General features: G+C 30.5%; 18 protein-coding genes. All 18 read right to left on the bottom strand.

The features are described 5' to 3' along the window. Positions 1-93: 93 nt before the first annotated feature. Positions 94-480, bottom strand: coding sequence for a PG0541 family transporter-associated protein (locus IX290_RS07605; RefSeq protein WP_211492617.1), 387 nt, complete (start codon positions 478-480; stop codon positions 94-96). 11 nt (positions 481-491) lie between these two features. Continuing rightward, positions 492-3,557: an efflux RND transporter permease subunit gene (locus IX290_RS07600; RefSeq protein ID WP_211492616.1), complete on the bottom strand. Its 3,066-nt coding sequence runs from the start codon at positions 3,555-3,557 to the stop codon at positions 492-494. A gap of 27 nt (positions 3,558-3,584) precedes the next feature. Further along, positions 3,585-4,658, bottom strand: a complete 1,074-nt coding sequence (locus IX290_RS07595; protein WP_211492615.1) for an efflux RND transporter periplasmic adaptor subunit — start codon at positions 4,656-4,658, stop codon at positions 3,585-3,587. Between the two features lie 26 nt (positions 4,659-4,684). Further along, on the bottom strand, positions 4,685-5,953 hold the full coding sequence (locus IX290_RS07590) for a TolC family protein (RefSeq protein ID WP_211492614.1): 1,269 nt from the start codon (positions 5,951-5,953) through the stop codon (positions 4,685-4,687). Positions 5,954-5,967: 14 nt separating this feature from the next. Next, positions 5,968-6,594, bottom strand: a complete 627-nt coding sequence (locus IX290_RS07585; protein WP_211492613.1) for a TetR/AcrR family transcriptional regulator — start codon at positions 6,592-6,594, stop codon at positions 5,968-5,970. A gap of 73 nt (positions 6,595-6,667) precedes the next feature. Then, positions 6,668-8,050 carry a HAMP domain-containing sensor histidine kinase gene (locus IX290_RS07580; protein ID WP_211492612.1) on the bottom strand — a complete coding sequence of 461 codons (1,383 nt, stop codon included), beginning with the start codon at positions 8,048-8,050 and terminating at the stop codon, positions 6,668-6,670. A gap of 13 nt (positions 8,051-8,063) precedes the next feature. After that, positions 8,064-8,720 (bottom strand): response regulator transcription factor, encoded by a 657-nt coding sequence (locus IX290_RS07575; protein ID WP_211492611.1) that lies wholly within the window; start codon positions 8,718-8,720, stop codon positions 8,064-8,066. Positions 8,721-8,991: 271 nt separating this feature from the next. Continuing rightward, positions 8,992-10,434 carry an Asp-tRNA(Asn)/Glu-tRNA(Gln) amidotransferase subunit GatB gene (gatB, locus tag IX290_RS07570; protein WP_211492610.1) on the bottom strand — a complete coding sequence of 481 codons (1,443 nt, stop codon included), beginning with the start codon at positions 10,432-10,434 and terminating at the stop codon, positions 8,992-8,994. 18 nt (positions 10,435-10,452) lie between these two features. Then, positions 10,453-11,910, bottom strand: a complete 1,458-nt coding sequence (gene gatA / locus IX290_RS07565) for an Asp-tRNA(Asn)/Glu-tRNA(Gln) amidotransferase subunit GatA (protein ID WP_211492609.1) — start codon at positions 11,908-11,910, stop codon at positions 10,453-10,455. A gap of 27 nt (positions 11,911-11,937) precedes the next feature. Continuing rightward, positions 11,938-12,228, bottom strand: a complete 291-nt coding sequence (gatC, locus tag IX290_RS07560; RefSeq protein WP_211492608.1) for an Asp-tRNA(Asn)/Glu-tRNA(Gln) amidotransferase subunit GatC — start codon at positions 12,226-12,228, stop codon at positions 11,938-11,940. A 22-nt stretch (positions 12,229-12,250) separates the two neighbouring features. Continuing rightward, on the bottom strand, positions 12,251-12,952 hold the full coding sequence (locus IX290_RS07555) for a pseudouridine synthase (protein ID WP_211492618.1): 702 nt from the start codon (positions 12,950-12,952) through the stop codon (positions 12,251-12,253). After that, positions 12,939-13,475 carry an SMC-Scp complex subunit ScpB gene (scpB, locus tag IX290_RS07550; protein ID WP_211492607.1) on the bottom strand — a complete coding sequence of 179 codons (537 nt, stop codon included), beginning with the start codon at positions 13,473-13,475 and terminating at the stop codon, positions 12,939-12,941. The genes IX290_RS07555 and scpB overlap by 14 nt, the downstream gene beginning before the upstream one ends. Next, on the bottom strand, positions 13,465-15,090 hold the full coding sequence (locus IX290_RS07545; RefSeq protein WP_211492606.1) for a hypothetical protein: 1,626 nt from the start codon (positions 15,088-15,090) through the stop codon (positions 13,465-13,467). Before IX290_RS07545 ends, scpB begins: the two co-directional genes overlap by 11 nt. 32 nt (positions 15,091-15,122) lie before the next feature. Continuing rightward, positions 15,123-16,169 carry a rod shape-determining protein gene (locus IX290_RS07540; protein WP_211492605.1) on the bottom strand — a complete coding sequence of 349 codons (1,047 nt, stop codon included), beginning with the start codon at positions 16,167-16,169 and terminating at the stop codon, positions 15,123-15,125. A 17-nt stretch (positions 16,170-16,186) separates the two neighbouring features. Next, positions 16,187-16,765, bottom strand: a complete 579-nt coding sequence (locus tag IX290_RS07535; RefSeq protein ID WP_211492604.1) for a nucleoside triphosphate pyrophosphatase — start codon at positions 16,763-16,765, stop codon at positions 16,187-16,189. After that, entirely contained in the window at positions 16,749-17,798 is a 1,050-nt protein-coding gene (locus tag IX290_RS07530; protein WP_211492603.1) for a hypothetical protein, read from the bottom strand. Before IX290_RS07530 ends, IX290_RS07535 begins: the two co-directional genes overlap by 17 nt. 211 nt (positions 17,799-18,009) lie before the next feature. Beyond that, entirely contained in the window at positions 18,010-18,963 is a 954-nt protein-coding gene (locus IX290_RS07525; protein WP_211492602.1) for a nitronate monooxygenase, read from the bottom strand. 46 nt (positions 18,964-19,009) lie between these two features. Continuing rightward, a complete protein-coding gene (locus IX290_RS07520; RefSeq protein WP_349290751.1) occupies positions 19,010-19,756 on the bottom strand; it encodes a phosphatase in 747 nt (248 codons plus the stop codon). Between the last annotated feature and the right edge of the window lie 84 nt (positions 19,757-19,840).

The following is a 19,840-nucleotide window of genomic DNA, read 5'->3' as shown; positions in this document are numbered from 1 at the left end:
TTCTATTTCTCAGCTACTTTCTATCTTATTATTCAAATTATAATTTCCTAATATAAAATAAAAGCACCTGAATTATCTTCAGGTGCTCTATATTTATCTTCTTTGAGATTTTTCTTTCAATCTCTTTAATAATTCTTCATCAACTGCTACCTTATCATCTCTTAGAAGATCAGGAATTGTTCTTTCCATAGGAATAACCCCAACACTCATGACGATTTCATATGGTAAAGAAGCTCTGAATGTCTTTAATTTACAAAGCATATCATCAACCTCTGTATCAGGTATTGAAAGCATAAAAATACAATCTGTTCCAGGCCAAACATTTGTATTTTTATGTTTCAGTTTTTCACTCCACACACTTTCCACCTTACGTTGTACAGTATAGTAGTAAAAACTTATATCATCAAAGAACTTTTCCAAGAGGTTCTTATGTGATTCATTGATATAAATCATTACCATCTTATTGTTCATCTCACCCATGACATTTCCTCCTATTTTTGTCTTTTCTTTCTATAGAATTTTATTACTATTTTCTTAAAGAATCTTCTAGTATTCTTTGTAAAGTCATCAACTAATGTAAATAGTACAGGAATTACAACAAGTGTTAATAATGTTGAGAATATAAGACCAAACATAACTGTAATTGCCATTCCTTTGTATACTTCTGAACCTTCACCTATTCCTAATGAAAGTGGAAGCATACCTAATACTGTAGTCATTGTAGTCATTAAAATAGGTCTCAATCTTGTTCTACAAGATTCTATTACTGCGTCATTTCTACGACTTCCACGCTGTATTGTAAGCTGGATAAAGTCAATAAGTACAATGGCGTTGTTAACAACAACCCCTGCAAGAAGTATAAGTCCAATCATAACCATTACATCTATTGGATGTCCAAATGCTAAAAGTCCTAATACAATACCAATCAATGATAATGGTATAGAACCTATGATTATAAATGGTAAAAGGAAGTTTTCAAATTGTGCTGCAAGTAAAGCATAGATTAAGAAAATAGAGATTCCAAGTGCAGCTCCTAGTTGAGACATTGATTTACTCATGTTTTCTGAATCTCCTCCCCATCTATATGAAACAGATGCTGGTGGATTTGATTCTTTAAATGCTTTTACCATCTCTTCCTGAATACTCTTAAGTCCAACTCCTCCATCATTTGCACCAATTGTTACACTGTATATTCTATCAGTCTTATCTATTGCTGATGAACCTTCAGCATACACAATATCTGCAACGTCTGAAGCCTTAACAAATTTATGATCTCCAACTTTTATATTGATATTTCTTATATCATTAATATCTCTTCTCTTATCTTCTGGAAGTCTAACTAATACATCAATTTCCTCTGTACCAGTCTTAACAGTAACTGTATTACCTCTATCTCCTCCTAATAGAGAATAGCTAAGTGTCTGTCCAACTGTAAGTGGATTTAATCCATAACTCTTAATTTTATCTCTTTTTAGTATAATTCTTGCTTCAGTATTACCTGGGTCAAGACTTGATTTTATATCAACAGCTCCTGGATATTGTTTCATTTTCTCCAATACACTGTTACCAATCTTTTTAATCTCTTCTAAGTTTGATCCAACAATGTCAAATTCAACACTTCTTGATGGAGCTCTCATACTGAATTGCTCAGAAACACTGATTCTGGCATCAGGTATTTTAGCTACAAGAGGTCTTATTCTATCCATTATTTCAAATACTGAAATCTTTCTTGTATCTTTTTTACCAATATCTACGTTAATTGCAACCTGATCTGGTTGAACAATTGAGAAATAGAATTGTGTTGCTTTATCATTTTTTACAATATCTTCTATCTCTTTTGCTATCTGGTCAGCTTTTTTAATATCTAACCCTTTTCCAAGTTCAGCTGAAATAGAGTATCTTCCTGCGTCTTGTTTAGGGAAGAACTCCATTTTCAAGAATCTTCCACCAACAAATAGTGAAACTATAAATAGAAGTACTGCTACACCAATAGTTTTAAATCTATGATGCAGTGTAAGGTTTATAAGTTTCATATATTTACGTTTTACTGCAGAGAATACCTTTCCTTCAGCAGTTATATTTGTCTTGTTTGATAAAAATCTACTTGCAAGCATTGGAATAAATGTAAGTGATACAAGTAGTGCTGCTATATTTGAGAATATAATAGAGAATGACAGGTCTCTAAATATTTCTCTTGCAATCCCTGGTATAAATAGTATTGGGATAAATACAACCATTGTAGTTAAAGCTGATGCTATAACTGATAGTGTAACTTCAGTAGCACCATTTTCTGATGCCTCCATTACTGGAGAATGGAGTTCCGTCATATGACGATATATATTGTCCACAACAACAACCGAGTTATCTGTAAGCATTCCAACCCCTATTGATAGTCCCATTAAGGAAATCAGGTTTAGAGATGTTCCATTTAATGCAAGGAATGCAAAGGTAAATATAATAGCTACTGGTAGAGCTGCTGAAACTAGAAGTGTTGCTCTAAAATTCTTTAAGAATAGGAACAATACTATTGTTGCAAGTATCAACCCTTGAATAGCATTTCCTGTAACACTTGAAATAGATTGATTGATATCTTTTGAGGTATCCATCAAAATCTTATAGTCTGTTCCAGGTGGCATTGTTGATTTAAGATTTTCTATTGCCTTTAATGCTTCCTGGTTAAGCTCAATTGTACTACCATCAGCTGATTTTTCAATTGCAACTGCAATAGCTCTTTTTCCAGATAGATATCCCATATTAGAGTAATCTTCTGTTGTTAAAACTACATTTGCAACATCTGATAACTTAAGTGTATTTCCATTACTTTGTATTATCATATCTTTATAATCATCCAGAGAGTTTAATTCTCCCATAAATCTTGCAATTATATCCTTACTTCCAGTTTTAACAGTTCCTAATGGAATGTTTTTACTAGACATTGCAATGATATTATAAAGTTCAACTGGTGTCATATTATATGCTGCTAACTTATCACTATCAAATTGGATTTGAATTTGTTTTTCTGGGTTACCAAAAACGTTAACTTGTCCAATTCCATTCAAACTTTCTAATTTTGGTTTTAAATACTCTTCAATAAAAGTACTAAGCTCATTGTTATTTGGAGCACTGAACATTGTAACTAATGTCAAGTTCCCTGCTCCTGCGTCTACCTTTTTAGCTATAGGGGTAGTTGCATCACTTGGAAGGTCATTTGCTATTTTAGAAATTTCTCTTTGAATTTCTGTTGTTTTTTCATTTGCATCTGCACCAAACTTAAATTTTACAACTATTTGTGATCTTTCAAAAGTTGATGTAGACTCTATTTTATCAATTCCTTCAACACGAGGAAGGATCTCTTCAATTTTTTTTGTAATCTGCGTCTCTACGTCCTCTGCTACTGCACCACTCCAGTTAGTTGAAATTGTTACAACTGGAATAGACATATTAGGTAACATCTCTGATTTCATTGAAAACATAGATATTAGACCTATAAAGATAATGGAAAGCATTACCATTGTAGTAGCAACTGGTCTACGTATGGACAAACCTGCTAATGTCATCTATTTTCACCTCGTTATTTTACTCAATTATTTAATTACAGTATTTTCTTCTACTTTATCTCCCTCTTCAAGACCAAATACTCCTTTGACAACAACTCTGTCTCCCTCTTTTATATTTGGTGAAGAAATTTGTGTATATGGAAGGTTTGTCGCTCCCTGTTTAACCTCAATTCTCTTTGCTACTCCATCTTCTATTTTATATACGTAACTTAAAAGGTTTCTTACAAATACTGCTTCATCTTCAATTGAAAGAGCTCTTGTCTTACCAGCTGGAACTAATACATATGAATACATTCCATCTTTTATAGCTCTATCTTTATTATCAACAGCTATCTTAATCATAAATTTCTTAGTATCTGCCTGAGCTATTGGGTTTATCTCTACAATTCTTCCTTTAAAGCTCTTATCAATATCTGGAATAGTGATATCAACACCTAAACCAACTTTTATTTGATCTAACCATTCAGCAGGGAATCCAACATATGATTCCATTGATGAATCATCAATTACTGTAAATAAAGTATCACTTGCAGAAACTTTATTACCAACTTTTCCAAATAGATTTCCAACAACTCCTGATATGTCAGCTTTTCTACGAAGTTTATCATAGTCTGATTTAGCACTTTCAAATTTTGCCTGAGCAGCTTCAAATGCTCCTCTTGCATTGATATAGTTATTTTCATAATTTACATATTCAAGATATGAAACTAATTGCTGAGAATATAATTTTTTAAACTTTTCATAGTTATTTTTAGCTATCTCCATAGCTGATTTTGAAGAAGCATAATTTGCTTTTGCAGTAAAATATGCTGATTCTGTTGGACCATCTTTTAATATCATTACAAGGTCCCCTTTATTTACTTTATCTCCATTTTTCTTTAAAATTTTCTCTATTGTTCCACCTTTTTCTGTTTTATGATCAACTTTTCCATGTGGTTCCAATATAGCATCAGATCTAAATACCTGATTCATCTCTCTGTATTGAACAGGCTGAGTAACAACGTATTTTACTTTAGCCTCTATTTGTTTAGTTTCCTGTTTTTTCCCACATCCAACTAGCATTAATAACAGGATAAACACTAGATATTTTGCTCTTTTCATTCTTTTCCTCCTACAATATCTCTTTCTTAAATTAACATAGATCTATATTTTTCAAATGCATATAGATAATCAACAGTCACTTGATTATACTGAACTTTTGCATCTCTTAACTGAGTTTCTGAAATTAAGTAATCAATAGTTGAAATAAGTCCAGCTGCATATTTCTCTTTATCAATGTTAAAGTTTTCCTGAGCAGCTTCAAGAGCTCTTTCTTTTGATGCTCTCTCTTTTTCCATTTTTACTAAATTTAAGTATGCATCAGTTACTCTGACATCTATATTATCTTGAGATATTTTCTCTTTTAACTCTTCCTGTTGTCTATTAATATCTGCTATTTTATAGTTGTCATAATTCTTTCCAAATTCAAATACATTCCATGTAACTTGAATTCCACCTCTCCATTCAGCATCATCCATAGTTGCATTATATTTTCTTCTATCTGTATCTACACCATAACTTCCAAAAGCACTCACTTTTGGTAACATATCTGCTCTGGCTACAGTTCTTGAAGCATCAGCCATATCAACATAATAATTAGCTATCATAGCGTCAATACTTTTAGTCATAGCCTGATTCAGATCTGAATCAAAGTTAATAGTTGCAGTTAAATTTTTGGGAACCTGAAAATCTACAACATCAAGTTTTTCACTCTTAGGAAGTCCCATTTTTAATTTAAGTCTTTCTTTATCAACTGTAATCAGATTGTTGACTTGAATTATTTTTGAATCAAGTTCTAGAATATTGTATTCTGTCTTTAATAGATCTGATTTTGTTATCAGTCTTAACTCAAGCTGAGCTTTTTGCTTTTCATATGTTGCTGAAAGCTCTTTTCTTGATGATTTTAATGTTTCCAAATTCTTTTCATTTTTTATTATATTTGAGTAAATCTGAATTGTCTCAAGTCTTGTGTCTCTTTTTTGACCTAAGAAAGATAAGTCTGCAACATTTCTATAAGCTTTTGCATATTTTATTCCTCCAGCAATTGCACCACCTTGGAATATTGGTTGAGATATAGTTATTTTTTGTCTATATCCACCCTTTGCATCTACCATTCTTCCATCTTTAGTGACGCTCCTATCATACTCACTTCTTGTGTACGCTCCACTGTACACTACACTTGGTAAGGCATTTTTAAATGCAGTACTTACATTTAGTTTAGCCTTCTCTGTTGCCATAGACGAAATCTGTACCTCTTTGCTGTTCTCAAGGGATAAATCTATAGCCTGATCAAGAGTTAACTGTCTTGCAAATAGTGTTGTACTTAACAGCATTAGCAAGCCTAAAGTTTTCTTCATAATCTATCCTCCTACTATCTTAAAATTTTTTTTATACTTTCAATTATTATTTTTACATTGTTATTAAATTTTTTATCCTGATATTTCTCTTTCAATTCCTGAGTAGTTGTAATAAAATCATTTTTTTCTTCAGATATAAAAAGATTGAAAATCTTATAATTGTGAATTATTCCATTTACAAATTTTGAATAAAATCTTATATCTCCATCTTTGATATTGATATCATCTCCATATCTTATTAAAATTTTTTCAACGAAATCCACATTTAGCTTTTCAATCTCAATCAAAATTTTTATTGTATCCTCAGCCAGCGAATCTATATTTCTAAAAAAGCTAGTTATCATAAGATCTATTTTTATATCCTCTTCTCCTTTTAATATAATCTTTGATCTTACAAGTTTTCTAATAGCCCCTTCAAATGTTGTTACGCTTCTGAAGAACTTTTTTTGTTCCTGCTCACTATTTCTTATTTTTTCTTCTAAAATATAGTTTATGAGCGATGTTTTGCTCTTGAAATATGTGTAAAAACTTCCTTTTGCAATTCCAATATGATTAGTAATATCTTCTACGGAAACATTATTATAACCCTTCATTAAAACAAGGTCTTTTGCGCTTTTAATTATTTCCTCTCTCTTATCCATATCACTCTACCCTTCATAGTTTTTTCAACTCTTTCATTGTAAACCATAAAGTGACTTTAGAGTCAAGTAGTTTTTACACAAATTTTATTTTAAAGACTACGTAACCTCGCGAATAATCATATTCAAAAGAATAATCAAACTTTAACACATCCAGTAAATTTTTCACAATTGAAAGTCCAAGTCCTGTACCACCATATTTTCTATGACGTGAATCATCCCCTTTATAAAAAGGATTAAATAGATTTTTCATAAGTTCTGGAGATAATTCCCCTGAACTATTTTCAACTGTTAATTCTCCATCTTTTAAAATTATCCCTATCTCTCTTCTCGCGTCTACATAAGTTATTGCATTTGTTAAAAGATTACTTAAAATACTATGAAGACATTTTCTATCTATTTCTATTTCTATACTCTCTAAATAGCAGTTTAATTTTATATTTTTCTGTTTTATATCCAACTTATATCTGTCCATATTTGTTTCAATAAATTTTTTCAAATCAATCTTTTCTGCTATTAAATCCATAGTTCTGTATTCTGTTTTCAAGTAACTATTTATATTCTGTACAAGTTTATCCATAGAAAGCCCTTCATTGTAAATTATTTCATAAGTTTTTTGAATATCTTCCTCTGGAATAACCCCATCTTGAAGAGCTTCTAAATATCCATTTATTATAGCAATAGGAGTTTTTAGTTCATGACCAATAGCCCTCATAAAAAGTGCTTTTCCATCTAAAAGTCTCTGTTTATCTTCCAGTTCTACTTTAAGCTTTTTATTTACACTATTTAGCTCTTTTACCTTGCTTTGTAAATTTTGTGAAAGAGTATTTAGATTTTCTGCCAAAGTAAAAAGTTCATTTTTTCCTTTCAGCTCTACCATATTTGTAAAATCATAATTTGCCATACTTGTGGAAATCTCTTCTAATACTTCAATAGGTTTTGAAAATTGTCTTGAAAGACAAAATGTAAAAATAAATATTAAAGGAATAGCAAAGATAGAATAACCTTTGTACAACTCAAATATAATATCACTTATTACTGCAGGTTTTATTACCTCTATAACACCTGCTATAGCCTCTCGATCTGATATTCTTTTTAGAAGATATATATGATTAGTTACACTTGAAAGTTTCATCTTTACAATTTTAAACTCACCAATATTGATATTTGATATTGATTTGTAATCTTCCATTTTATTAAACATATTGTAATAAAGGCCTTTTCTTCTACCATCAGCTAAGTTTATATAGTTCAAATATATATGATTTTCCTGGTCATATATATTCTCCTTCTTCAATTTTGCTATATTTACTTTAGAGACAGTTGTAATAAGCTGTTCTGTCTTTTTTCTTTCCATATATTTTGTAGTATACCAGTATTGAAGTCCAAATATACCTATCAGTGGAAGATATGAACTTATAAGAAGAGTTAAAAATACTTTGTAGAAAATCTTTTTCATCTATTTCACCTACCTAGATATCAAGTTTATATCCAATTCCTCTTATAGTTTTTATATTGTCTTTTCCAATTTTTTTTCTTAAGTTCTTAACATGTGTATCAATGGTTCTATCATCACCAACAAAATCATATCCCCAAACTTCATTTAAAAGTTTTTCCCTACTAAGTACTATTTTATTATTTTTTACCAAATATAATAAAAGTTCATATTCTTTTGGTGAAAGCTCCAGTTCTGTATCACCATTTATAACACTGTGTGAAATATCATTTATTGTTAAATTTCCAAGCTTAATAACGTTGTCATTAATGTGATTTTTTTTCTTAAGAAGTGAATTTATTCTAGCTAGAAGTATTTTGTTATTAAATGGTTTTGTGACATAATCATCTGCTCCCATTTCAAACCCAAATATCTCATCTTCACTTTCATCTCTTGCTGTTAACATAATCACAGGAGTTTCACTATATTTTTTTATCTCTCTTAAAATACTCCAACCATCTTTTTTAGGAAGCATTACATCTAATACTACTAAATCGACAGGTTTTTCATAAAATATATTTAAAGCCTTTTCTCCATCTTCAGCTTCTAATACGTCGTATCCTTCTTTTACAAGATACATTCTTAATATGTTACGAATTTGATCTTCATCATCTACTATTAATATTCTTTTCATGCTACCTCCATATTTTCATAAAATTTATTAGAAATGAGTATAATTTAAATCTGTGTTTAAAATATGAAAACACCTTGTTATTTAGATTATAGTTAATTAATAAATATTTGTCTAGTTTTCTATCAATTATTATTAGCTAAAAACAATATAATTAAAAAATAATCTTTTTAAAAACATATATTTTTCTATCTTTTGTGATGATTTTAAATCTTTTATAATTATTTTTAAAAAAAAGCTGACTTGCAAGTCAGCTTTCTTAATTATCATATTTTTATGAAAGTTTTTTTGTCATTATCTCTGTTACAAGTTGTGGATTAGCTTTTCCTTTAGAAAGTTTCATAACTTGTCCCATAAGTCCTTTTAATACTCTTGGTTTTCTTCCTTCATCTGAATTCTTATAATCTTCAACCATCTTAGGATTTTTAGCTATTACTTCATCAACCATAGCCTCAATTACACCAGTATCGGCAACTTGTACCATTCCTTCTTCTTTGACTATAACTTCTGGATCTCTCTCATCTGTAAGTTTAATCTCGAATAGTTTTTTAGCAATTTTCGAAGAGATAGTTCCTTTATCAATTAGTTTTACTATTTCTCCTAAATGCTTAGGTGTAATTGAAAATTCCTCTATTGTGATATTTTTATCTTTTAATACTCTCATCACTTCAGTTATGATGAAGTTTGCACATGTCTTACTGTTTCCAGAAACCTTTGCAGCTTCTTCAAAATAGTCAGCAAGTTCCATTGAATCACATAAAAGATCAGCATCATAGTCAGTTAAACTATAGTCATTTAAGAATCTTTCCACCTTTTCAGCTTTAGATTCTGGCATTGTTTCTCTTATTTTTTCAATCTCTTCATCATGAATTACAAGTTTTAAAAGATCTGGCTCAGGGAAATATCTGTAGTCCATAGCCTGTTCCTTACTTCTCATAACTCTTGTTGTTTGAGATTCTTCATCCCAAAGTCTTGTTTCCTGATCTATTTTTCCACCATTTTCAATGGTTTCTATCTGTCTTCCTATTTCATAATCAATAGCTCTTGCTACTGCTTTAAATGAGTTAAGGTTCTTAACTTCAACTCTTGTACCAAATACTTTTGATCCTTTTTCCATTACAGAGATGTTAGCATCACATCTAAGTGATCCAAGTTCCATTGATACGTCACTTACTCCTGTATATTTAATTACAGTTTTTAGTGTATTTAAGTATTCATAAGCTTCTTCTGAACTTCTCATATCTGGCTCAGATATTATCTCAATTAGAGGTATAGAAGCTCTGTTGAAGTTAATTAATGATTCATGCTCAGCGTGAATTGATTTAGCTGCGTCTTCCTCTATTTGGATTTTAGTAATTCCAACTTTTACCATTCTTCCAGAATTTAATTTAAATTCTAAGAACCCTTTTTCTGCATATGATTTATCAAATTGTGTTATTTGATAGTTTTTCGGAGTATCTGGATAAAAATAGTTCTTTCTATCAAAGCTACTCTCGTTATTTATTTTACAGTTAAGTGCAAGTGCTGCTTTAACAGCATACTCCACTACTTTTTTATTTAATTTAGGTAATGCTCCTGGATGCCCTAAGCAGATAGGACAAGTATGTGTATTTCCATCAGCGTTATCATAGTCAGCGCTACATCCACACCAAACTTTAGTTCCAGTTTTTAATTGAAGGTGTACTTCAAGCCCTATTACTGATTCCCATTCTCTCATTTTCGTTCTCCTTTTCTCTTAGTCTAATTCAGGAAGTTTCCATTCCCCTCTTATTTTTTCAAATGCACTTCCAGCTTTTAAAAGATCTCCCTCTCCAAAAGCTCTTCCTAATAGTTGAATTCCAACTGGCATTCCTTGACTTTTTCCTGCTGGAATTGATAATCCAGGTATTCCTGCAAGGTTTGCTGAAATAGTGAATATATCTTCTAAGTATAACTCTATTGGAGTTTTCTTATCATTTAATGTAAATGCAATATTTGGACATACTGGTGTTAATATAATATCAACATCTTCAAAGACCTTATCAAAATCCTCTTTTATCATAGCTCTAACTTTTTGAGCTTTTTTAAAGTATGCGTCATAGAAACCTGCACTTAATACATAAGTTCCTATCATTATTCTTCTTTTTACTTCATCTCCGAAACCTTCGCTTCTAGAGTTAATGTATAGATCATCTACATTTTTTACATCTTCACTTCTGTAACCATATCTTACTCCATCAAATCTTGCAAGGTTAGAACTTGCCTCTGCAGGAGCTATAACATAGTAAGTAGGTACTGCATATTTAGTATGTGGAAGTGATACTTCTACAATCTCTGCACCTAACTCTTTAAATTTTTCAAGTGATTCTTCTACAACTTTTTTTACACCAGGATTAATTCCATCTATAAAATACTCTTTAGGAACTCCAATTTTCATTCCTTTTATATCCTGATTTAAATATTGAGTATAATCTGGTACTTCAAGTGATGAAACAGTAGCATCATACTCATCACTACCTGAAATTACATTTAAACATAAAGCAATATCTTCAACAGATTTTGCAAGTGGTCCAATTTGGTCAAGAGATGATGCAAAAGCTATAAGTCCAAATCTTGATACTCTACCGTAAGTTGGTTTTAATCCTACTACACCACAAAATGATGCTGGTTGTCTTATACTTCCGCCAGTATCAGAACCTAAAGAGATATATACTTCCTGAGAAGCTATTGAAGCTGCTGCTCCTCCACTACTTCCACCTGGTACTCTTTCACTATCCCAAGGGTTCTTTGTAAGATGATGTGCAGATGTTTTAGTTGTACTTCCCATGGCAAATTCATCCATATTTGTGATTCCTATAATTATTGCATCAGCTTCTTTTAATTTTTTTACTGCTGTTGCATCATAGATAGCTGTATAATTTCCTAATATTTTAGAGCAAGCTGTTATTTTATCTCCGTCAGATACCATATTATCTTTTATAGCAATAGGTACACCTGCAAGAGCTCCAACTTTTTCACCCTTTGCAATTCTCTCATCTAATTTTTTTGCTTCTTCTAATGCTTTTTCTTTTCTAAGATGTACGAAACTTCCAACTTTACCATCAATTTTTTCTATTCTTTCAAAAGTTTTTCTTACTACATCTTCAACTTTTACTTCTCCCTTTGAAATTTTATTCTTAATTTCAGAGGCAGTTAATTTATATAAGTTTTCCATTTAGAAAAATCCTCCTTGATATTATTTCTATTCTCCTACAACCTTTGGTACAATAAATGCTCCGTCTCCAGATTCAGGTGCATTTGACAATGCTTTTTCAACACTTAAAGATTCTCTTACTGTATCTTCTCTAAGGTTATTTGTTCCTCCATTTACTTGAACCAATGCAGCTTTTTCTTCTGTATCAACTTCATTTAGCATATCAATATATCCAAGAATATCATTCAACTCCAATTGGAACTTTTCAATTTCTTCTGGTTTAAATTTTAGTCTAGCAAGTTTTGCTACATTTAAAACCTCTTCTTTTGTTAAAGCCATTTTTCCCTCCTAAAAATTTAATTTATAATGAATATAAGTAATTTATTTCCTCTTTTGTAAGCTCTCTATATTCTCCAAGTCTTAGCTTACCAATAGATATTTTTCCTATTTTTTCTCTTTTAAGAGTTATTACTGGGTGATTTACACTGTCAAACATTCTTCTAACTTGACGATTTCTACCCTCTCTTATTGATATCTCAACTTCTGATTTTCCTTTTTCTCTTTTAATCAACTTAACAATAGCTGGAAGTGTCATTCCGTCTTCTAATTTTACTCCATTTCTTAACATTTCCAAAGAACTATCTTTTATTTCTCCTAAAACCTTAACATAATACTGTTTATAGAGCTCAGCTCTTGGATGAATTACCTTATTAAATAGCTCTCCATCATTTGTAAGTATAATAAGCCCTGTTGTATTATAGTCAAGTCTTCCTACTGGAAATATTCTCTCTTTACATCTTATTAAATCTACAACAGTCTTTCTGCCTCTATCATCTTTTGCAGAGCTCAATACCTCTAAAGGTTTATTTAAAAGATAATATACCTTTTTTTCAGCCTCTTTTGAAATCTTTTTTCCATCTATCTCAATTAAATCATCATCAGTTACCTTGACTCCGGCACTGATAACCTCTCCATTGACTCTTATTCTTCTATCATCTATCATCTTATCAATTGCTCTTCTTGAACCAATTCCCAAAGATGCCAGATATTTATTGATTCTCATTTCCTCCATTATCACAACTTCCTTTTATTTCCTGATAATTAGGTAGTTCCTCTATACTTTTTATTCCAATATATCCCAAAAATTTATCTGTAATTTCATATAGATTTGGTCTACCTGTTGTCTCTTTTTTTCCACACACTCTTATAAATTTCTTCTCTTCCATATTCTGAACTATTCTATCTACATTTACTCCTCTAATAGCTTCAATTTCAGATTTGGTAACAGGCTGTCTATACGCAACAATTGAAAGTGTTTCCAAAGCTGCACCTGAAAGTTTTTTAGGCTTTGATTCCTGTTCAAAAAAGTCATTTATAACTTCACCATAAATTGGATTAGTTACCAGAGTTACAAATTCTCCATCTATCTCTATATTTATTCCTGTATCTCTTCTGTCTTCTTTTAATTCCTCAAGAATTTTAAGCATTTCATCTATTGGAACTCCAAAAAATTTACTAAGTTCTTTTATCTGAAGCTCATCTCCTCCTAAAAGAAGTATTGCCTCTATTTTCTGTTTAATTTCCATTACTGTATCTCTCCTTACAATCTAGAGCTGTAAAATATAAATATAGCATCTCTCCATAGATTCCAACTGGATTGTATCCATCTGGTTTAACTCTTGGAAGGAGAAACTGATTATTTTTTCTTATTAATTCTTCAATATTTACAAATAATCTATCTGCTAATTGAACTTCACCATTTTCATATAATTTTATGATAAAGTTAAGATTATACTCCAAGTCAGCTTTTTCTTTATCCTCAGGTCCGATTAGAAGCCCATACATTTTATTATAATATCTATTGTAATCCTGATGAAGTATTTTAAGCTGATACTCTTTTGGCATAAAACCCATATATTTTATATTCTTATAATAACTTTTTTTATCATCTCTACGAGTTTTTAATCCATCTGGTAATACATAGTAATTTCCAACATACTTGTAAAGAAGATCTCTTTTTTCTATTATAAAATCTTTATCACTTTTAAACTCATCTCTATTAACTATATTATCTATCATTCTAAAATACCATGAATAATTACTGATATTATCCCTTACATTGATAATCTCACCATCTATCTCTTCTACATAGTCTAAAAGTGACAATACTTCAAGACTTACTTTTCTATCAAATAGATTTTTATCAAGATAATTTCCTGTATTATTTAAAGACTTAAAAAGTAATGTATAGTAAAGTACCGCTTCACTATCTTTTTTCCTTATATTTATATCCTCTAACAACTTTTCAGGATTAAATTTTTTATTTAAAATACTGTTAATATAAAAAAGTTTCATCTTGTTATCGAGATTTTCTTTACTTTTATTTAAGGAAATCTGATCTGGAATAACAGCTCTTGAAGTAATTATCTCTAAGTTTTTTAACTCTCCAAGTACTGTATCACTCTTTCCTAAAAATCTCTCTTCACTGTTGATGTTATTCCAATATCCAAGCTCTCTTGCAAGAACTTCGTCACTTGATTTTAAACTCTCTTTTTCACTATATTTATCATAAAATTTAACTGAAAAAATAACATTTTTATCTTTTTTTATATCATTGATAATATAGTACATATTATCATCTTCATATTTTTTAGCTTTCTCTTTTACATCTTCTAAAGTAAAATCATCTAATTTCGAATTTCTGCCAATATAAGTTTCACCATCATAATTCTCACTTTTAAAATAAAACTTATCATACTTATAAGAACCATCTTTTAAAAGTTCTACATATTTATTATCATATTGAGGAACAATTCTAAAAGCAAAGTCAATATTATGATTATCCATTCCTAAAAGTGATGTATCCACAAGAATATAAAGTTTATCCTTTTCTACCATTGATGGAATCAAGTTAAGAGTTACCTTTTTTCCCTGAATATCATAGTGCAGTTTTAAAATATTTGTTTGTGGAATAAGCTCTGCACTTTGTATAAAACTATCTAAAGGTATCACTTGTTTTTTATCTACTATAAGATTTCCCTCTATTTCTGAGATAGCTATATTATTAAATACATCCCCTCTGATATACTGAATATTATTATAAGTTTTATCATAAAAAAGAACTATCTCACTATTGCTAATGAGATAGTTAGCATATGAAAAAATATTAATTAAGAAAAACATTACTATAAATTTTTTCATATTTACCCTCTTTCTACACTAAAAAAATATAATTAATAATCACTTTCTGGAGAAATCAATACTTTTTTATAAGTACCAAAGTTTTTAAGAAGTGTTTGAATTCCATTGATAACTGCATTTAATGGATCTTCTGAAACAGTTACATTAAGATTTAAGCTCTCAGCTATTCTCTGATCTATTCCTCTTAAAAGTGCTCCTCCTCCAGTTACATAAATTCCTCTTCTCTTAATATCTGATGATAATTCAGGTGGAGTCTTTTCAAGTACAACTTTTACCTCTTCAATAATTTGTTGTACAAGATCTCCTAAAGCTTCTACAACCTCTGAAGAATATATCTTTATATCTCTTGGAAGACCATTTAAAGCGTTTCTTCCACTTATCTCTATACATTCATCCTCTTCAAGTTCTACAACTGCTCCTATTGTCTTTTTAATCTGTTCAGCAGTTCTTTCACCTATAAGCAGATTATGTTTTTGTCTTACATAATCAATAATTGTTGCATCAAATTTATCTCCTGCTACTCTAAATGAAGATGTTTTAACTATTCCTCCTAAAGATATAACAGCAATTTCTGATGTTCCACCACCAATATCTATGATAAGATTTCCTTCTGGTTCAAATATATTAAGACCAATTCCAATAGCTGCAGCCATAGGCTCTTCTATAAGGTATGCCTCTCTTGCTCCTGCTTCTCTAGTTACATCTATAACAGCTCTCTTTTCAACTTGAGTAACTCCTGCTGGAACGCAGATAATAACTCTTGGGCTAGACATTCCTTTTCTTTGATTTACTTTTTTATAGAATGCTCTTAACATTTTTTCTGTAATTTCATAGTCAGCAATTACTCCATTTTTTAGAGGTCTTATTGTTTCTATGCTTCCTGGAGTTCTTCCAAGCATCTTCTTAGCTTTGTCTCCAACTTCAAAAATGTCCTTTGTTTTAGTATTAAGTGCAACTACTGAAGGTTCATTTAATATTATACCTTTATTTTTAACACAGATTAATGTGTTTGATGTACCTAAGTCAATTCCTAAATCTTCTGAAAATATCCCTAAAAATTTGTTAAATATCTTTTTCATCTTCCACCTCTAAAATTTTATATTTTGTCAATATCTTTTAATTCTATTCCTAATTTTTTTAAATGAGCTACAAATTTTTCTATTGGAAATCCCATCACAGTGAAGAAATCTCCCTCTATCTTTTCAATGAAGACAGAACCTTTATCCTGTATCCCATATGCTCCAGCTTTATCCATTGGCTGTCCACTATCTACATACCATTCTATCATACTATCATCTAAATCTTTAAAAAAAACTTTAGTAATTCCAAAATCTTTTATAAGAATTCCTTTATTGATATTTATTAAGCAGAATCCTGTTATAACATTATGGTTTTTCCCAGATAGTCGTTTTAATATTTCAACTGCATTTTCTCTACTCTTTGGCTTTCCTATTATCTCTCCATCGAGTTCTACTATTGTATCAGCTCCTACCACATACTCATCTTTATGCTCTTTTGCTATAAAGTAAGTCTTTTGATAAGCAATATCCTTTATCTTTTCGATATTCTCTTTTTCATCACTCTTTTCATCTATATCTGAACCTATAATTTTAAGTTCAAATCCGACATTTTCAAGTATCTCTTTTCGTCTTGGTGACTTAGAGGCTAGTATCATCTACTTCGTCCTCCCCCTTCTCTTGTGCTAATTTTTTTATCAAATCCAATTCATCACTGGTTTCGTTTTCTATTTTATTTTCTTTTTCCTTAACTGTAACTGTAGTATTATCACTTTGTATACTCTCTATAGAATCTGCTTCATTTTCTGAAATTGTTTCTATCTCCTCTAACTCTTCTAAAATCTGTATCTCTTTATTAGACTCATTGCTATCTTGTGTTTCTGTATTTCCCTCTATACTATCTTCAATTTGATTGCTATCTTTCTCTTCAGCAACTTCTTCTGTATCTTCCTTCATAGCAATTTCGTCACTATCTTGATTTTCATTATCATCAAAATCATCTGTGACTTCTAATTCCTCTGTTTCAGACTCCAGATTCTTCTCCTCATCTTCAATTTGGTCTTCTATCTCTTCACTCTCTACTTCTGGCTCTTCACCAATCTTTTCCATCTCTGCACGCTCTTTCATTATCTCCTCTTCAAGACGTCTTTGCCTTTCAGCTTCAAGTGCTTTTTCTCTTTCTAATTTTTCATAATACTCTTGCAGTCTTATCTGTTCCTGTACAAGTTTTCTTTCTCTTTCCAGTTCTCTTTTTCTTTTTATATTTCTCACTGTTGTTGTAATTGTAACTCTGATAAATTTAGCTACTAAAAAGAAAGTTGAGATTCCTATTAAAATATAGCTGGCTATATAGATATATAGTCCATATACCTTTGTAAAAAGCCAGTCTAATAAAAAGACATTGAATAGTCCCAATTTATATTTATATAGTCCTATCTGAGTTAAATATCTTAATTTTTCATTATTAGCAAACTCTTTCGTATAAGGAATATCCAACTCCTTTGCGAAAAATACAACTGCAACTGCTATAACAAGAATAACAAAAAACTTTAATCTTGTATTAAACACCATTCTTTTTCTTCTACAATTTATAAGATTTCCTAATATAGATAGGATAAATACAAATCCTATAAAAAAAGTGGATATCCCAAAATATTTCCCTAAAAATTGGTATATTTTCCCATGCTTCATAGTTTCATTAAAAAAGAAACCATAAAAGAGATATGTCACTATATAAATATAGATACAAGTAAATATATTTCTAATCGAATAATTCTTCACATCTTACCCCTGTTTCACTGTTATTTCAAAAATTAGACCTCTTATTATTGTATCATACAGATTTACAGTTTTCAATAATAAAAAGAAATGGGAAGAACCCATTGTCCTCCCCATATCATTATTATTTCCATGAATCCATTCTAGTTAATAGATTTTTTTTCTCTTCTTCCAGTTCTCTCATAAAACTTTCAAGGATTTCTTTAGTAGTACTTGGTTCTTTAACCATTGCTGCTACTTGTCCAGCCATAACACTTCCATTGTCAACATCTCCGTCAACTACAGCAAGTCTAAGCTTTCCAACACCCATTTGTTCAATTTCTTCCTTAGGTGCTCCTTGTTTTTCTTTTTCTAAAATTGCCTTAGCAAGTTTATTTTCAATAACTCTTACAGGGTGTCCAGTATAATTTCCAGTTGCAACAGTAGATCTATCTCTAGCTTTAAGAATCATTTTCTTATAATTTTCATGTACAGTACACTCTTCAGCAACTAAAAATCTAGTTCCAACTTGTATTCCACAAGCTCCAAGTGCTAATGCTGCTAAAAATTGTTTTCCACTAGCTATACCTCCAGCTGCAATTACAGGAATATCTACAGCTTCAACAACTTGAGGAACTAATGCCATAGTAGTTATTGTTCCAATATGTCCTCCACCTTCCATTCCTTCAGCTATAACAGCATCTGCTCCAATTTTAGCCATTCTCTTAGCAAGTGCAACAGAGGCAACTACTGGTATTACTTTAATTCCAGCTGCTTTTAGTTTTTCCATAAATGGCCCAGGATTTCCAGCACCTGTAGTTACAACAGGTATTTTTTCTTCAATACAAACATCTATCTGTTTTTCTATATCTGGCATCATAAGCATAAGGTTTACTCCAATTGGATTTGAAGTTATCTCTCTTGCTTTTCTGATTTCCTGTCTTAAAATATCACATGGCATTCCTCCACCTGCAATTATTCCAAGACCTCCATCTTTAGAAACATGCCCAGCAAGATTTCCATTTGCTATCCAAGCCATTGCTCCTTGAAATATAGGATATTTAATCCCCAATAATTTACAAACTTCATTATTTACCATAAGTCCTCCTCAAATTCATTCAAAACTTATATCACTAACAAACATTTTATAATATTTTTCTTTTTCTTTCTTTTCTCATTTCTAAAAATTTTTCGAGATTTTCCTTTGAATAATTAATTATTTTTTCTCTACGGTAACCTACTTCTTCTATTAATGCGTCAGCTTGTGCAAACTCTCCAATATCATATGATATGTGTGAATCTGTTCCCAAACTTACATTACAATTGTATTTTAAACATAACTCCAGTATCTTTTTGCAATTAGGTTTAGATCCTTTTCTTGCAGCTCTTAAAGAAGAGTTATTAATCTCTATTGCAACTCCGTTTTCAGCAGCTGCCATTACAACTCTTTCATACTCAACAGGAAATGTTGGATTCCCCATATGTACTATTATATCAACTTTTTGACTTGTAATCATATTTACAAGAGCCTTTGTATTTTTTATTATATCTTTTGGACTTCCATATGCTTCAATAGTATGTAATCCACATAATATGATATCCATTACATCATATATTCTCTGATTTATATCAAAATTACCATTCTCATCTACTACATTTGTCTCTACACCTTTTAATACTCTTAAATTTCCAACATATTCTGGAAGAACTCTCATATTCATCAAACTCCACCAATGTGGTGAATCCTGTAAAGCTGGTCCATGATTTGTTATAGCTATAACTTCCATATTTTTAGCTTGTGCACTTCTTATATTCTCTTCCAGCGTACTATACGCATGTGGATTATTGTTTGTATGTATGTGTAAATCTATTGGGTATCTCAAATAAACCACTCCTTTCCTCTAAGTATTATATCATAACTCTTTTAAATCTTCAAAAGATAGTTTTATACTTTTTTAGTCATGAATTTATCTTTT

Source organism: Fusobacterium sp. DD2 (genome assembly GCF_018205345.1).
Taxonomy (GTDB): domain Bacteria; phylum Fusobacteriota; class Fusobacteriia; order Fusobacteriales; family Fusobacteriaceae; genus Fusobacterium_A.
This window is presented reverse-complemented; position numbering and strand designations above follow the sequence as displayed.

Coding starts and splice junctions, on each gene's coding strand:
- IX290_RS07605 (WP_211492617.1), bottom strand. CDS start 480: ATGGGTGAGATGAACAATAAGATGGTAATGATTTATATCAATGAATCA.
- IX290_RS07600 (WP_211492616.1), bottom strand. CDS start 3,557: ATGACATTAGCAGGTTTGTCCATACGTAGACCAGTTGCTACTACAATG.
- IX290_RS07595 (WP_211492615.1), bottom strand. CDS start 4,658: ATGAAAAGAGCAAAATATCTAGTGTTTATCCTGTTATTAATGCTAGTT.
- IX290_RS07590 (WP_211492614.1), bottom strand. CDS start 5,953: ATGAAGAAAACTTTAGGCTTGCTAATGCTGTTAAGTACAACACTATTT.
- IX290_RS07585 (WP_211492613.1), bottom strand. CDS start 6,594: ATGGATAAGAGAGAGGAAATAATTAAAAGCGCAAAAGACCTTGTTTTA.
- IX290_RS07580 (WP_211492612.1), bottom strand. CDS start 8,050: ATGAAAAAGATTTTCTACAAAGTATTTTTAACTCTTCTTATAAGTTCA.
- IX290_RS07575 (WP_211492611.1), bottom strand. CDS start 8,720: ATGAAAAGAATATTAATAGTAGATGATGAAGATCAAATTCGTAACATA.
- gatB (WP_211492610.1), bottom strand. CDS start 10,434: ATGAGAGAATGGGAATCAGTAATAGGGCTTGAAGTACACCTTCAATTA.
- gatA (WP_211492609.1), bottom strand. CDS start 11,910: ATGGAAAACTTATATAAATTAACTGCCTCTGAAATTAAGAATAAAATT.
- gatC (WP_211492608.1), bottom strand. CDS start 12,228: ATGGCTTTAACAAAAGAAGAGGTTTTAAATGTAGCAAAACTTGCTAGA.
- IX290_RS07555 (WP_211492618.1), bottom strand. CDS start 12,952: ATGAGAATCAATAAATATCTGGCATCTTTGGGAATTGGTTCAAGAAGA.
- scpB (WP_211492607.1), bottom strand. CDS start 13,475: ATGGAAATTAAACAGAAAATAGAGGCAATACTTCTTTTAGGAGGAGAT.
- IX290_RS07545 (WP_211492606.1), bottom strand. CDS start 15,090: ATGAAAAAATTTATAGTAATGTTTTTCTTAATTAATATTTTTTCATAT.
- IX290_RS07540 (WP_211492605.1), bottom strand. CDS start 16,169: ATGAAAAAGATATTTAACAAATTTTTAGGGATATTTTCAGAAGATTTA.
- IX290_RS07535 (WP_211492604.1), bottom strand. CDS start 16,765: ATGATACTAGCCTCTAAGTCACCAAGACGAAAAGAGATACTTGAAAAT.
- IX290_RS07530 (WP_211492603.1), bottom strand. CDS start 17,798: ATGAAGCATGGGAAAATATACCAATTTTTAGGGAAATATTTTGGGATA.
- IX290_RS07525 (WP_211492602.1), bottom strand. CDS start 18,963: ATGGTAAATAATGAAGTTTGTAAATTATTGGGGATTAAATATCCTATA.